We start from the raw sequence: 13745 nt of genomic DNA, 5'->3' as shown, positions 1-13745 counted from the left end.
ATTGAGGTGCTTTCCATTTTTATAATCAAGGGAAGTTGCTTAAAGCGAGATTCCCATGAATGACATAAATGCCATACCCATCAAACCAGTGATGACCATGGTGATTCCCAGACCTTTCATTGCATCTGGCACATCAGAGTACTTCATACGCTCACGGATTGCCGCCAAAGCAACAATTGCCAACAACCAGCCGATTCCTGAAGAGAAACCATAAACTACTGATTCAGCAAGATCCATTTCACGCTGTACCATGAACATCGACGCCCCCAAAATCGCACAGTTTACTGCGATCAAAGGCAAGAAGATACCCAAAGAACCATAAAGTGCTGGAGATACTTTTTCAATCACCATCTCTACAAGCTGTACCATCGATGCAATAACGGCAATAAACATGATCGCCTGCAAGAATGATAAATCTACTGATGCCAGACTTGGTGAAAGCCAAGCCAAAGCACCTTCTTTCAATACGTATGTCTGTAATGCCCAGTCCGCAGGTACTGTAATCGTCAATACGAACGTTACGGCAATACCCAATCCCATCGCTGTACTTACCTTTTTAGAAACGGCCAAGAAAGAACACATTCCCAAGAAGTAGGCAAATACCATGTTCTCGATGAAGATGGATTTTATTCCTAAGTTAAATAATTCCATTATTTTGTTCGTTTATTTTTCTACGTAACCAGAGCGTGCACGCTGTACCCAGATGATCAAAGCCAATACCATAAAGGCACCTACAGGCGTTACCATCAATCCATTCGTTGGGAAGTTGATATGCAATGCTTCAAAAATCTTGATACCGAAAACAGATCCAGAACCCAAAAGTTCACGGAAGAATGCTACGGTCAAGATGATCCACGCATAACCCAAACCAGAACCCAAACCATCCAATACAGAATCGTAAGGTTTGTTACCCATTGCAAAGGCCTCCAATCGACCCATTACAATACAGTTGGTAATAATCAGCGATACGAATACGGACAACATCTTGGAGATGTCGAAGAAGTAGGCCTTCAAAACCTGGTCTACCAAAGATACCAAAGTCGCGATCACGGCCAATTGGACGATGATACGAATACGACCTGGAATCAAGTTACGCATTAATGAAATAATCAAGTTGGAGAATACAATTACAACCGTTACGGCCAAGGCCATTACGAATGTAGGCTCCATTTGTGTCGTTACCGCAAGTGCAGAACAGATTCCCAGTACCTGAATGGTAATTGGGTTATCGTCATTCAAAGGGTCGGCAACAATGTTTTTTCGGCGCTTGGAGAATAAAGGCTCTGCCTTCTCTACCTTCGCCGTTTCTACTGTTTCAGCCATTGTAATATCTTTTAAAGTTTAATTAACCTGCTTTATGCTCTTTCAGGAAGCCCTTATAAAGATCAAGGTAAGACTCCAACATTTTATTCACACCGTTACCAGTCAATGTTGCGCCAGACATTCCGTCTACTTGGTGCTCGCTAAGGCCAGGGTTGTTTTCCCCTTTCACCATTTGTACCGACACCAATTTACCACCTTCAAAGATCTTCTTGTCTTTGTAACGCTCCTGTACTTCTTCAGAAGTAATACGGGCGCCAAGACCAGGCGTCTCTCCTTTGTGATCCAAAGAGATCCCTTGCACGGTATTACCGTCAGACTCAATAGCGATAAATCCCCAGATAGCATCCCAAAGGCCTGAGCCATACATTGGAAGGATATAAGCAGAAATTTTACCGTCTTTCTTGAATTCGTAAATCGGCAACTTGCGTTCAGCAGGTTTCTTTTTGTATTCTTTTGCGATATTTACTGTCGCAGCATCTACGCCATCAAGCACCTTGCCTTGTGCATCAATCACAATTGCAGAGATGTCGCTGTCATACAATTTCAAAAGCTCCTCAGAAGGTTTTCCTTTGATATCAATTACAGCACTTAAAATTTGGCGTTTAGTATCCAATTCCTTCGCTTTGGTCTGAGCTTCTTTCAAGCCCACAGCAGCCCACGATAACAATCCTCCACAGACGATTGTCATGACTACTGCAAAACCAATAATATATCCGTTAGACTGTCGCACGTTTTAATCTTTTAGTTTTGTTTGCCTCAACTACGTAATGGTCGATTAATGGCGCAAATACGTTCATCAAAAGAATTGCCAACATAATTCCTTCAGGATATGCTGGGTTGAATACACGGATAATCACCGTCATTGCACCAATCAAAATACCGTAAATCCACTTCCCTTTAGTGGTATGGGCAGCCGTTACAGGGTCAGTAGCCATAAATACAGCACCGAAAGCCAAACCACCCATTACCAAGTGGTAGTGAGCAGGTAATCCCATGAATGGGTTTACAGCAAAAGCATTCAACAACAGGCCTGTCAACCAAGCACCGCCAAATACCCCAACGATGATTCTCCAAGAAGCAACGCCTGTTACAATCAAAATAGCGGCACCGATTAAAATCGCCAAAGTGGATGTCTCACCGATTGAGCCGGGGATCACTCCCATGAACAGGTTTTTCAAACTAAAGATATGGTCGAAACCACCATACGATACTGCGCTCAATGCATTGGCCACGCTCTCGCCCGCAGGGGTTGAGTGAGCAATTGCCAAAGGCGTAGCACCTGTATATCCTTCTACCAATTTAATCCCTTCACCGTGGATACCTGCCGTCCAAACATCTCCTGAGATATCTGTTGGGTAAGCAAAGTAAAGGAAAGCACGTGCGGTAAGGGCTACGTTCAACACGTTAGTACCTACACCACCAAACACCTCGATACCCAATACAATGGCAAACACCATGGCCAAAGCCACTTGCCATAAAGGAATAGAAGCAGGAATACACAAAGGCACCAACATACCTGTTACCAGGAAACCTTCCGCAATGGGGTGATTTCTAAGCACAGAGAAGGTTCCTTCCACCAATCCACCGACTGCATAAGCAACGATCACGATAGGAAGTACCTTCATGGCACCGTAAAGGAATTGATCTATGAAAGTAGACGTTTCACCTATCGCAAGATAGTGCTGAAAACCTACGTTCCACATACCGAATAACAGACAAGGGATCAGGGCGATCACCACTGTCATCATCAGACGCTTCAAATCGACTGCGTCTTTAACCTGAACTCCTTTTGCAGAGGTCACCTCTTTGGGCACATACAAGATCGTGTCAATCGCTTCAAAAGCGGGATGAAACTTCTCGAATTTTCCTCCTTTGCTGAAGTTCGGTTTTATTTCGTCGAGTTTTTCTCTTAAGAATTTCATAATACTTATTAGCTGTACTGCAACAAATCCAAACCTTTTCTCAAAATAGACTGAATGTCATTTTTTGAAACATCGATAAACTCACAAAGAGCTACATCTTCTTCTACCAGTTCGTAAATCCCCAAGGCTTCCATATTTTCATAATCTTCTGCCAAGATCGCTTTAAACAAATGCACAGGGTAGATGTCCATCGGCAATACTTTCTCGAATTCTCCAGAAACTACAAAGCGACGTTTTTCTCCACGCGTGTTGGTATCCAAACGGTACTCTTTTTTCGGATTCAAGAAAGACAACAAACCAAATGCTTTTGAGAATGACAAACGCTCTGCTTGAGGGGTGATCCAGCCCAGGAATTCCTGCTCTCCATCACCTTCAGGAATTACCGTTACCTGATTGTGATAATAGCCCAAGAAACCATCCGCGGCGATTTTCTCCCCTGTCAGTACGTTTCCTGAAATGTAGCGCAAATGTCCTGAGTTTACATTTCCTTCCACTAAAGACTTGATTGAAGTACCTGCATGCACCTTCGTGTAAGTAGGCTTCTTCACTTCTGAACCTGTTACCGCAATAACGCGCTGAGGATCATATTTGCCACTTAGCAACATTCGACCAATGTCAGCCAAGCCCGCAGGCGAAACCGTCCAATAAAGATCGCCTTTGTTGATTGGCGTAGTATGGTGAATCTGGATACCTACGTTACCTGCAGGGTGCTGCCCTTCGTAACTGGTAAAGGTTACTCCTTTCAATCCACTGAATACTTTCGATGGCGACTTGGCATTCAGGCCGACATGAATTTGATTTGTGAATTTCGACAATGCCTCGATCCCTGCTTGCAGATGCTGCTCTTCGCCCTGGAATGCGAAATCAGTATCTGGTGCTAATGGGTGAGTATCGAAAGAAGAAATAAAGATGGCCTTTGGCTTATCTTTTGGGTTTGCAACCACCCCATAAGGGCGTTGAATGATTTGTGGCCATACACCTGAGGCACACAACTGTTCAGTAATCTGTTCTGCCGAAACATTTGACAGGTCGGCAATGTTGAACTGATTAAAGGTCTCGTATTCGAGTTCCTTGTCCGCTAAAATTCTAACCTCTAAAAGGCGACGCTTTGCCCCGCGAACGATCTCTACCACTTCACCACTCACTGGAGAAGTATAAAGAACCTCTGGGGTCATTTTGTCGAATAAAACTGGCGAACCTGCTTTTACTGTATCGCCGACTTTAACCTTCAACTTCGGGCGTTGGATCCCGATAAAATCTGAAGGTTTAAGCGCGAAAACACTTGATTTTGCAAATGAAGTAATTTGTTTATCCGCTTGTCCAACAAGACGGATATCAAACCCCTTCTTCAGCTTTTTTGTATTTGACATCGCTACATGAATTGATTCAATAGGTCCCTAAAAAACGGCTCAAATCTACGAAAAACTGACGTATTAATTACGTAAAATGACAATTATTCACAGTAATATTGAGCCTTATCATATCTCAACCTCGGTAAATATACCGAAAAATGATTTAAACAATATTTTTAATATAATCTGATACTCGCTCCATCAGCCACATGGGCGTAGAGGTTGCACCGCAAATCCCGACGGACTTTGCCTGCGCCAACCAGGCAGGATCGATATCAGATTCTGATTCAATAAAAAAGCTCGTTACATTATTGGCCTTGCACACCTGGTAAAGCGCCTTGCCGTTGGAGCTTTTTTTACCACTGACAAACAAGATGACATCGTACTCTTGAGCGAAGCGGGTAAGCTGCGGCTCTCTGTTGGATACCTGTCGGCAAATGCTGTCATTGGCCTGAAAATTTTCCTGACCGCCTTCACTCGCTACAATTTGTGAGGCGATACTATCTTTGAGGGCATAAAACCCTTTGGTACTTTTGGTGGTCTGAGAGAAGAGGGTCACGGGGCGGTTAAAATCCACCTGCGCGAGGTCCTTTTCCTCGGTCACGATGAGTGCTTCGGCATTGGTTTGACCCACAAGCCCTTCCACTTCAGCGTGCCCTTTCTTTCCGTAAATAACCACCTGCCCGTTAATGTCGAGCATTTTATCGTAGGCGGTCTTTACCCTGTTTTGTAATTTTAAAACCACAGGGCAGGAGGCGTCAATCAGTGTGATATTATTCTCCATCGCCATGCGGTAGGTTGCTGGAGGCTCCCCGTGGGCACGAATCAACACCTTGCAATCCTTCAATTTGCTCAGCTCCTCACGAGAGATAATCCTCAACCCCTTTTCATTCAGCCGCTTTACCTCCATATCGTTGTGGACAATATCCCCCAGGCAGTACAACTGATCCGAGCGTTCCATCTCATCTTCAGCCATCTTGATGGCATACTCCACACCGAAGCAGTAGCCTGAATTTTTATCAATGGTTACTTCCATAGTGTTGTTTTTCAATCTCACCCGCAGGCTATTTACCAATTAATTTCTGGGCAGCCTCCACAATGACATTTACCTGTTCATCAAAATTCATAAAAGAAGTGTCCACTTCCATGGCATCTTCCACCTGTGTCAGTGGGCTTTCTGCCCGAGAAGTATCGATACGGTCGCGCTTTTTGAGGTTATCAATGATATCCTCCAAATTCACGAGCTGCTTCTGATCAAAAAGTTCTTTCTGTCGGCGTTCGGCACGAATGCGCACATCGGCAGTCATGAAGACTTTCAGCTCTGCATTAGGAAATACCACCGAGGCAATATCTCTCCCGTCCATCACTACGCCTTTCTTTTTGCCCATCTTACGCTGCTGGTCTACCATTGCCTTTCGTACTTCAGCAATCACAGCCACCTCACTGACCCCTTCAGAAATATACATCTTTCGGATCTCCTTTTCCACGTTCTTACTATTAAGAAACGTTTCGTTGAGCCCCGACTTATCGTTGTACACAAAAGAAATATTAATTTCCTTCAATGCGGCCTTGACAGCCTTGGGATCGGTGAGCTTGATATTATGTTCTTTGAAGTAAAGCGTTACCGAGCGGTACATTGCACCTGTGTCAATATAACCATACCCTAATGCTGCGGCGACAGCTTTTGCCGTGGAGCTTTTCCCACAGCCACTGTAACCATCGATCGCAATTACAATTTTATTACTCATTGAAAATTATTTATTCCTCTTTAACAATCCTTCATCGGGCAGGGAATTGGCTTCCCCTTTTTGATTTGCCGATGCTTAGGCGGATATTTCCGAGCGCTTGAACAAGCCCCCAATACGGCAGTGCCGAAGGTCAGGAGTAGCACCCACAGCAGTATTCGTGGAAAATTCTTCCTTTTAGCGTTACCTTTCATTATTTATTGCATTATTTTATCAAAAAACCATCACTGCCAATAACATCCGCGAAACCAAAGATAACAAAGCAAATCGGAATTTCCCGAAAAATACCACTCCACAATCACAAATAAAAGATCCAAACTATCGAAATAACAGCAGGGCAAAAAACACGTTATTAAAATACAGGTAAGGAACAATTAGAAAAATCAATCAATAACATTATGAATCATCAAAATAAAGCAGAAGGCCCTTTAGAATCACTATTTCGAACGATTGGCCAACGCATGGACGACCTGATTTCTGAAGTACCAAAAGACAAGGAATCTTTTAAATCTGAGCTACACAAAAGGTCGGATGAACTGAAAAGAAACTTACATTTTCTTGAAATGAAGGTTGATGAGTTCGCGATCAATCACCAGAGTACCATTCAGGAAGTGGAAGATAAAGTGCGGGAATCGAAGGAGAAGATTAAAAAGGAATTCAGTAATTTCCGAGATCATTTAAAGGACAAAAAATAAGATGAATCCCTATTTACCTAAAAAATACGCCTCCTCCTCGGAAAGGCAGTGGGCACTGTTTGCGCACCTGAGTGCGTTAGCGGCTTGCGTGATGCCTATGGCACACTTGATTATCCCACTGGTGATCTACTTTTCCAAAAAAGAGGAATCAGCGTTTGTTGCCAGCCATGCACGGGCCGCATTGAATTTCCAGCTTTCCATAGCATTGTATTGCCTGCTCGCTTCGCCCCTGGTTTTATTGGCTATCGGCATACCCATCATCATGATTTTGGGAATCATGTCCATGGTATGTGCCATCATTGCAGCCATCCGACTCGACCAGGATCAGAATTACCGCTACCCCATCAGTATTTCGTTTTTTAAATAAACATTTGAAAAATAAACAGCAAAGCCCTCCGAGCGATACGGAGGGCTTTTCAAATTTTAAGGAGAATATTTATTTCCTAACCATCTTATTTTTCAAGTATTTTACTGCAAGCGTAGCTTTTCAAAATCAGCATAGCCTGCAATTGACTTTTGTTGAGTCCGTAGAGTAACTACCGATGCCGTTATCTGTATTTTTTTAAAACCTGAGCTTTAGGCTAAATGTTGTTTTCGCTGTTCCGTCTGTTCTTTGGTAAACTTCTCTACCCCATCCACGAAAGTGGATTGAATATTCAGCTCCTCATCAAGCAGCACAAAATCCGCAGCATATCCCTTTTCTATTTTCCCGACACCTTCAAGTCCAAGACTCTGCGCCTGATTCCAAGAGGTGGTTTTTACCAGCTCCTTCAGCGGCAAGCCCGTTACCGAGCGCACCATCTTCAGCCCATCGTTGAATTTAAGGGTTGAACCTGCCAAAGCACCACTTTCAAGTCTTGCCACACCATCTTTCACCTCTACCTGCAAGCCTCCGAAATCCCGAATACCATCAGGGCACCAGGATGCCGCCACAGAATCCGTAATCAGCATCAGGCCATCAACCGAGCGACTTTTAAATATCAGCTTGATCATATCACGATTCAGGTGTACCCCGTCGCAAATCAGCTCCAGCTTAATATCATCATCAAGCAAGCCTGCGCCCACCAAACCGATTTCCCGATGATGCACAGGAGTCATCTGGTTACAAAAGTGCGTCAGATGCCCCAGTCCTTTATTTTTTGCCTGAAGGAATTCCATATAAGTCGCATTGGAGTGCGCCCCTGAAACCACAATTCCCGCAGAGGAGGCCTGTTCAGTAAATGTCATAGCTCCCTCAGTCTCTACGGCAATGGATACCACGCCCACTGGAGCGATTTCATGTAAATGCTTTAACTCTTCCCAGTTGGGGTTGCGGACAAAATCAGGGTTCTGCGCGCCTGCGCAATCCGCATTGATAAATGGCCCTTCAATATGTACGGAAGGTGTTTTAGCGTAATCCATTCGTTGCTGGTACGCTTTCACTCCCTGCATTGCCTGCGACAGCGTTGCATTGGGTGCGGTAATTGTTGTGGGGAGAAAAATGGTTACCCCCTCCTGAAGTTTTGCCTTCGCAATTGTACGCACGGCCTCTTCAGTACCTTCACAAACATCGGCACCCGCAGCACCGTGGGTATGAATATCAATAAACCCTGGCATTAATATCTGCCCGCGGCCATCAATCACTTTCTCTGCCGCAGGAACCATTTGCCCCAAACGAAGCACTGCCTGAATTTTACCATCCTGAACCAATACTGATGCCCGATCGATATCCAAATCAGGGGAAACTACACGTACATTTTGAACTAAAACCTTCATTTTCGGCTTATATTTTCTTCTACCTCATTTACTATACGTCAAATATAAAAATAATATTCAAAATAACGGATCTTTAAATAATTTATTTTATTTATTAAGCTGAATTTAATTTAAACCACCACCTCAGCAGCCCTATTTCACCCTCAATACTATTTTTAATAACTAAAACCACTGAAACAACTGCCTCATCAGCTTTAACTTCCCGCCATAAGGCGCATACCTGAAAGGAACATCCAGGAAGGTTGGCTTTTTCATTACGCCTTTGCGGTGACTGAACGCCTCCACCGAATACCGCCCATGGTATTGCCCATAACCACTCTTGCCCATTCCCCCAAAGGGCAACTGTTGTTCTGCAAGATGCGCCACCACATCATTGATGCATCCCCCTCCAAAAGGAAAGTTTTCAATGAAATAATTGGTAAAATGCCTGTTTTCGGAAAAGACATAAAAAGCGAGTGGGTGACTGAGTTTGTTCAGTATTGGGGCAATCTCATTAATCCCATCATAAGAAAGGATCGGCAAAACGGGGCCAAAAATCTCTTCCTGCATTACGGCGTCTTCTACGGCAACCCCAACCATAACCGTTGGTGATATATACAGATCAAGCTCATCACAAACACCCCCGAAGGCCACTTTATCTGGCTGCAACATCGCCTCCAACCTTTTATAATGTTTATTACTAATTATTCGTGGGTAATCTTCATTCTGCTGAATATTGTCGCCGTAAGCTTTGATTACCTCCACCTGAAGGGCTTCCACAAAGGCATCGTGCACCTCGCGATGCACAAGAACATAATCTGGCGCTACACAGGTTTGCCCCGCATTCAGAAATTTCCCCCAGACCACCCGACGAGCTGCCACCTCAATATCTGCATCACGGTGAACGATCACGGGACTTTTCCCTCCAAGCTCCAAAGTGGCAGGAATCATTTGTTCTGCCGCCGCTTTGGCTACAATCTGCCCGACCTTGCTGCTCCCTGTAAAGAAAATATGATTGAAAGGCATGGACAACAGCTCCGAGGCCGTTTCTGCCCCACCTTCTACCAAGGATATATATTCAGGCAGAAAAGTTGAAGTGATGAGCCTCTTCAATACTGCTGAAGTATGGGGTGTTAGTTCTGACGGCTTGATTACGGCACAACAGCCCGCGGCAATTGCCCCTATCAGGGGAGACAATGCGAGCAAAATCGGGTAATTCCACGGCGCGATGATCAGACTTACGCCAAGCGGCTCCTGATAAAGGAAATTGCGTGCAGGAAAGTTCACCAAGCTCAAACCGCCCTGTACCTGTGGCTTTGTCCATTTTTTCAAGTGCTTCAGCGCATGCTTAATCTCTACCTTGAGCATTCCTATTTCAGTAATGAAGGTCTCGAAAGTACTTTTCCGAAAATCGCGCTGCACCGCTTCGGTAAGTTCTGGCTCGAAGTTCTCCACAGCTTGGAGTAGTTTTTGCAACTGCCTCTTCCTGAAGCTTAAATCACGGGTATGCTGCTGTTGGAAATATGCTTGCTGCGCCTCCAAAAGGGTGGTCGCCTGATCTGGACTCAGGGTCTGATTTATTGTTTCACTCATAGTTATCAAAATAAGAAAAATAGCTTTGTTAAGATACAATAAATTAAAACCATGTTAAGTTCACCAAGAAGTAATAATTCCTTCAAACACATCACTTGCAATTCCACCAAACAAAACCCACATTGCGAGTAAAAAGAAGTCATACTCAATGAAAAAGCCTTACATCGGTCTTATCGTCTTATTATTTATTTGTACTAATGCCATGGCGCAGTTTGATTTTGAAGGTCATCGGGGAGCAAGGGGACTCCTTCCAGAAAATACTATTCCCGCATTTATAAAAGCGTTGGATTTGGGCGTTACCACCCTTGAGATGGATGTGGTGATTTCTAAAGACAAAAAAGTGGTCGTTTCACATGATCCCTTTTTCAATCATGAGTTTACCACAACGCCTGAGGGAAAGAAAATTCGCTCGCGTCAGCACGATGAGCACTTGCTTTATCACATGAATTATGAGGACATCAAGAAGTATGATGTCGGAAAACGCAACCATTCGGAATTCCCAGAGCAGGTTTCTGTCCCTGCCTACAAACCCCTACTTTCAGAGGTGTTAACAACGGCTGAGCGACACGTGAAAAATACGGATCGTGATGAGGTATATTACAATATAGAAATTAAGGCGGAAGAGGAGTGGGACATGCTTTATACTCCTCCGGTAGATGAGTTTTGTGAGCTTGTGGTGAAAACCGTAGATGCTTACGTGCCGATGCACCGTGTGATTCTTCAATCTTTTGATCCCCGCGTGCTGGAGTATTTACATCAGCATTACCCACAAATTCGACTGGCCTTTTTGGTGGAAAACAAGCAGTCTATTCAGGAGAATCTGAAAAAGCTCAGCTTTAAGCCACCGATTTACAGTCCTGAATATTTTTTACTGAAAAAGAAGGATGTCAAGTGGCTTCATGCCAATGATTTCAAAGTCATTCCATGGACAGTCAATGACAAAGAAGAGATGGAGAAATTGGTGGAATGGGGCGTCGATGGCCTGATCAGTGATTACCCTGACCGACTGATGATCATCAAAAAAGAAATGAAGCTGCACGCCACAAGCTTATAATAAAAAAGCCATTTACAGCGGTTGTAAATGGCTTTTTTTGTGTTGAATATTTTATCACTTGGTCAGTACATAAAATAAATCAAGGGCTTCTTCTGGCTGTTTCACCAAAAGGTAATCCTGATGGGAAATTGACTTGACCAAATCATCCGATACATCTTTCAGCTTGTTACGGTTGCGGCGGTTCATAATATCATAAGGGATCTTCAGTAAAGCCGCAGGCAGACGATACTGCAAGTTCAGGAAATCATATTTCATCACTGCCTGAACTGATTTTTTATTTCGGTGATAATATTCCCACACCTTCTCGTTGCCACCAATACCCAGCGTATCGATCTGATCAAAATAACGGTTAGCCAACAGGCGCAACTCTTCCGCAGTGTATTCCCGAATATGCCATGGGTTTCTGCTCAGCGTCTTGATAATATTGGGGGTTGAAATAATCGCTTTACCTCCTTTTTTCAGTACGCGGTGAATTTCTTTCAGAAACAAGGCGTCATCTTCGATATGCTCAATCACCTGAAAAGAGACCACAGTATCAAAAGACTCGTCAGCAATTCCCTCGAAAGGAGGAACCATTGCCTGGCGGAAATCCACCTCGGGATGCTGGGCTTGCAATTTCTCCACCACCTCATGAATTTTATCTATGGCCGTGTAAGATTCACTCTTGGGCGCCAACAAACTGACCCCACGGCCTTCTCCACAGCCCACCTCAAGCAAGCGTCCACTGACAAACGGCTGTGCGGCATAGTAAGCCTTTAGCAGGCGTTGATGAATAGGGTTATCAGAAGGAATCTGATCCGAAGCGATTTCGGTTGTATATACACTCATTCGATTAATGACTAAGCTATTGGATATAGAATTGAATGCTCAACGCATCCTTTCCTATTACGTTAAATCTTTAAATACAAATATAGCCAAATCCGTGAACTGAAAAGCGAAGGGAGAAATAAATGAAGGAGATGGCCGAGGAAATATCTTATTTCCACTAAAAATTGTATTTTTAACCATGAATTTTTGACATATCGCCGCCCTCCTATGCATAAACCCAATCATCTCCTGATCATTTTGATCGCGCTACTGAACATTTGTTCACTTTCATCAGCCGTGGCTCAACTCCCATTGAGTGAATATAATCAGGCCTACAACTACAATCCGTTGGCCTTAACCAACTTTCACCATTTTGTTTACCGGGACAAGCAAAACCTCAGGGTGTACCTGAATATCCGCTACCGTTCAGAAAACAGCGTGATGGAAGACAGTGAGCTCAGTTACTTCTTTGTCAATTCGCTGAACTCCCTTGACAAAAGCAATACGGAAAAACTCAACAACAGCCACTTTGTAGGCCATGAAACGCTGAATAACCACTTTACCATTCCCCTGAGCCCAAAGGTTGATACAGGTGATATAATGGTCATAAAAATGGCCACCTACGATAAAAACTTTACCTTTTATCATTGTATCCCGCTGGAAGAAGCGGTGGATTTTCTGCCCATGGATGGCACACAACCTTTCTGGGGAATGACTGACAACTTCATTCCTGAAAAGGCTTTTCAGATTTCCACTGCCGACCCCAATGCAAAAGTTACGGTGCGCCACTGGAAAGACCCTTTCCTGCCTTCCTTACCACCGATGAGTAAAACCTCGCCGCCAAAAGAACTGGCCACTGAAGACAAAACCTTTGATTCTGGCGCCACCATCCCGATCAAGGCGATGGGAACGTACTTCATCAGCCTAAACCCTGATCAAAAAGAGGGCTGGATATTCATGAAACAAGATAAATACTATCCTAAAATCAAAAAAGTGGAAGACCTCGCGCCACCGTTGCGCTACATCTCCACCAATGATGAATACAAAGCCCTGTTGGTCACCAACGACCGCCGAAAAGCTTTTGAGGAATTTTGGCTCAGCAACAGCCGATCACCAAAACGCGCTAAAAGCACCATCAAGAGATACTACAATCAGGTGGAATTTGCCAACACCTTTTTCACCACTTATAAGGAAGGATGGAAAACGGACCGCGGGATGGTCTATATTGTTTTCGGCAAGCCCGATGAGGTTTACCTTCACCCCAAAGATGAAATCTGGGTGTATGGGCGCGGAGAAGAGGAGCAGGTACGGTTTGTTTTTGAAAAAAATACCGAGCACTACAAAAATGGTCTGTTTATGCTGAAAAGGGCCAAAAAATATCAGGATGTATGGTTTCGGCAGGTTGACCTGTGGCGCAAAGGCCTCAAGGGCATTTAAATAAATGAGAAACATCTTTGGGCATGGGCTTAAAAGGGTTGTATCTTTGCATTGAAAAGCCTGGCAGTAATTGAGCATCATTT

Annotated in this window: 14 protein-coding genes; 4 read left to right on the top strand and 10 right to left on the bottom strand. The window is 44.0% G+C overall.

Going from position 1 to position 13745, the window contains the following annotated elements; translation table 11 throughout:
• Positions 1-39: 39 nt before the first annotated feature.
• The 7 genes from nqrE to cmk all read right to left on the bottom strand — a co-directional run bounded on the left by nqrE (position 40) and on the right by cmk (position 6345).
• On the bottom strand, positions 40-651 hold the full coding sequence (gene nqrE / locus AABK40_RS02525; protein ID WP_332920831.1) for an NADH:ubiquinone reductase (Na(+)-transporting) subunit E: 612 nt from the start codon (positions 649-651) through the stop codon (positions 40-42).
• 12 nt (positions 652-663) lie between these two features.
• Positions 664-1323, bottom strand: coding sequence for an NADH:ubiquinone reductase (Na(+)-transporting) subunit D (locus AABK40_RS02520; protein ID WP_332920832.1), 660 nt, complete (start codon positions 1321-1323; stop codon positions 664-666).
• Between the two features lie 22 nt (positions 1324-1345).
• Positions 1346-2053, bottom strand: a complete 708-nt coding sequence (gene nqrC / locus AABK40_RS02515; RefSeq protein WP_332920833.1) for an NADH:ubiquinone reductase (Na(+)-transporting) subunit C — start codon at positions 2051-2053, stop codon at positions 1346-1348.
• A complete protein-coding gene (locus AABK40_RS02510; protein WP_332920834.1) occupies positions 2040-3245 on the bottom strand; it encodes an NADH:ubiquinone reductase (Na(+)-transporting) subunit B in 1206 nt (401 codons plus the stop codon). The genes nqrC and AABK40_RS02510 overlap by 14 nt, the downstream gene beginning before the upstream one ends.
• Positions 3246-3253: 8 nt before the next feature.
• Positions 3254-4615, bottom strand: coding sequence for a Na(+)-translocating NADH-quinone reductase subunit A (locus AABK40_RS02505; protein WP_338397550.1), 1362 nt, complete (start codon positions 4613-4615; stop codon positions 3254-3256).
• Positions 4616-4760: 145 nt separating this feature from the next.
• Entirely contained in the window at positions 4761-5633 is an 873-nt protein-coding gene (locus tag AABK40_RS02500; RefSeq protein WP_338397549.1) for a 4-hydroxy-3-methylbut-2-enyl diphosphate reductase, read from the bottom strand.
• 28 nt (positions 5634-5661) lie between these two features.
• Complete coding sequence (gene cmk / locus AABK40_RS02495; RefSeq protein ID WP_338397548.1) at positions 5662-6345, bottom strand: (d)CMP kinase; 684 nt, start codon at positions 6343-6345, stop codon at positions 5662-5664.
• Positions 6346-6740: 395 nt separating this feature from the next.
• On the opposite strand from cmk, the gene AABK40_RS02490 reads away from it, so the two are divergent.
• On the top strand, positions 6741-7037 hold the full coding sequence (locus AABK40_RS02490; protein WP_332920838.1) for a hypothetical protein: 297 nt from the start codon (positions 6741-6743) through the stop codon (positions 7035-7037).
• A gap of 1 nt (position 7038) precedes the next feature.
• A complete protein-coding gene (locus AABK40_RS02485; protein ID WP_338397547.1) occupies positions 7039-7404 on the top strand; it encodes a DUF4870 domain-containing protein in 366 nt (121 codons plus the stop codon).
• A 209-nt stretch (positions 7405-7613) separates the two neighbouring features.
• Here the strand turns inward: AABK40_RS02485 and nagA are convergent, their stop codons facing one another.
• Positions 7614-8792: an N-acetylglucosamine-6-phosphate deacetylase gene (nagA, locus tag AABK40_RS02480; RefSeq protein WP_338397546.1), complete on the bottom strand. Its 1179-nt coding sequence runs from the start codon at positions 8790-8792 to the stop codon at positions 7614-7616.
• Between the two features lie 162 nt (positions 8793-8954).
• Positions 8955-10364, bottom strand: a complete 1410-nt coding sequence (locus tag AABK40_RS02475; protein ID WP_338397545.1) for an aldehyde dehydrogenase — start codon at positions 10362-10364, stop codon at positions 8955-8957.
• 148 nt (positions 10365-10512) lie between these two features.
• On the opposite strand from AABK40_RS02475, the gene AABK40_RS02470 reads away from it, so the two are divergent.
• Positions 10513-11418 (top strand): glycerophosphodiester phosphodiesterase, encoded by a 906-nt coding sequence (locus AABK40_RS02470; RefSeq protein ID WP_338397544.1) that lies wholly within the window; start codon positions 10513-10515, stop codon positions 11416-11418.
• Between the two features lie 54 nt (positions 11419-11472).
• On the opposite strand, the gene AABK40_RS02465 is transcribed toward AABK40_RS02470, so the two are convergent.
• Positions 11473-12246, bottom strand: a complete 774-nt coding sequence (locus tag AABK40_RS02465; RefSeq protein WP_332920843.1) for a class I SAM-dependent methyltransferase — start codon at positions 12244-12246, stop codon at positions 11473-11475.
• A 207-nt stretch (positions 12247-12453) separates the two neighbouring features.
• Between AABK40_RS02465 and AABK40_RS02460 the strand changes: the two genes are divergently transcribed.
• Positions 12454-13662, top strand: coding sequence for a GWxTD domain-containing protein (locus AABK40_RS02460; RefSeq protein WP_338397543.1), 1209 nt, complete (start codon positions 12454-12456; stop codon positions 13660-13662).
• The last annotated feature ends 83 nt before the right edge of the window (positions 13663-13745 follow it).

The organism is Persicobacter psychrovividus (assembly GCF_036492425.1).
GTDB lineage: Bacteria > Bacteroidota > Bacteroidia > Cytophagales > Cyclobacteriaceae > Persicobacter > Persicobacter psychrovividus.
The sequence above is the reverse complement of the archived record's forward strand: the minus strand, read 5'-3'. Positions and strand labels throughout refer to the sequence as shown.

Coding starts and splice junctions, on each gene's coding strand:
- nqrE (WP_332920831.1), bottom strand. CDS start 651: ATGGAATTATTTAACTTAGGAATAAAATCCATCTTCATCGAGAACATG.
- AABK40_RS02475 (WP_338397545.1), bottom strand. CDS start 10,364: ATGAGTGAAACAATAAATCAGACCCTGAGTCCAGATCAGGCGACCACC.
- AABK40_RS02460 (WP_338397543.1), top strand. CDS start 12,454: ATGCATAAACCCAATCATCTCCTGATCATTTTGATCGCGCTACTGAAC.
- AABK40_RS02510 (WP_332920834.1), bottom strand. CDS start 3,245: ATGAAATTCTTAAGAGAAAAACTCGACGAAATAAAACCGAACTTCAGC.
- nagA (WP_338397546.1), bottom strand. CDS start 8,792: ATGAAGGTTTTAGTTCAAAATGTACGTGTAGTTTCCCCTGATTTGGAT.
- AABK40_RS02500 (WP_338397549.1), bottom strand. CDS start 5,633: ATGGAAGTAACCATTGATAAAAATTCAGGCTACTGCTTCGGTGTGGAG.
- cmk (WP_338397548.1), bottom strand. CDS start 6,345: ATGAGTAATAAAATTGTAATTGCGATCGATGGTTACAGTGGCTGTGGG.
- AABK40_RS02470 (WP_338397544.1), top strand. CDS start 10,513: ATGAAAAAGCCTTACATCGGTCTTATCGTCTTATTATTTATTTGTACT.
- AABK40_RS02485 (WP_338397547.1), top strand. CDS start 7,039: ATGAATCCCTATTTACCTAAAAAATACGCCTCCTCCTCGGAAAGGCAG.
- AABK40_RS02465 (WP_332920843.1), bottom strand. CDS start 12,246: ATGAGTGTATATACAACCGAAATCGCTTCGGATCAGATTCCTTCTGAT.
- AABK40_RS02505 (WP_338397550.1), bottom strand. CDS start 4,615: ATGTCAAATACAAAAAAGCTGAAGAAGGGGTTTGATATCCGTCTTGTT.
- AABK40_RS02490 (WP_332920838.1), top strand. CDS start 6,741: ATGAATCATCAAAATAAAGCAGAAGGCCCTTTAGAATCACTATTTCGA.
- AABK40_RS02520 (WP_332920832.1), bottom strand. CDS start 1,323: ATGGCTGAAACAGTAGAAACGGCGAAGGTAGAGAAGGCAGAGCCTTTA.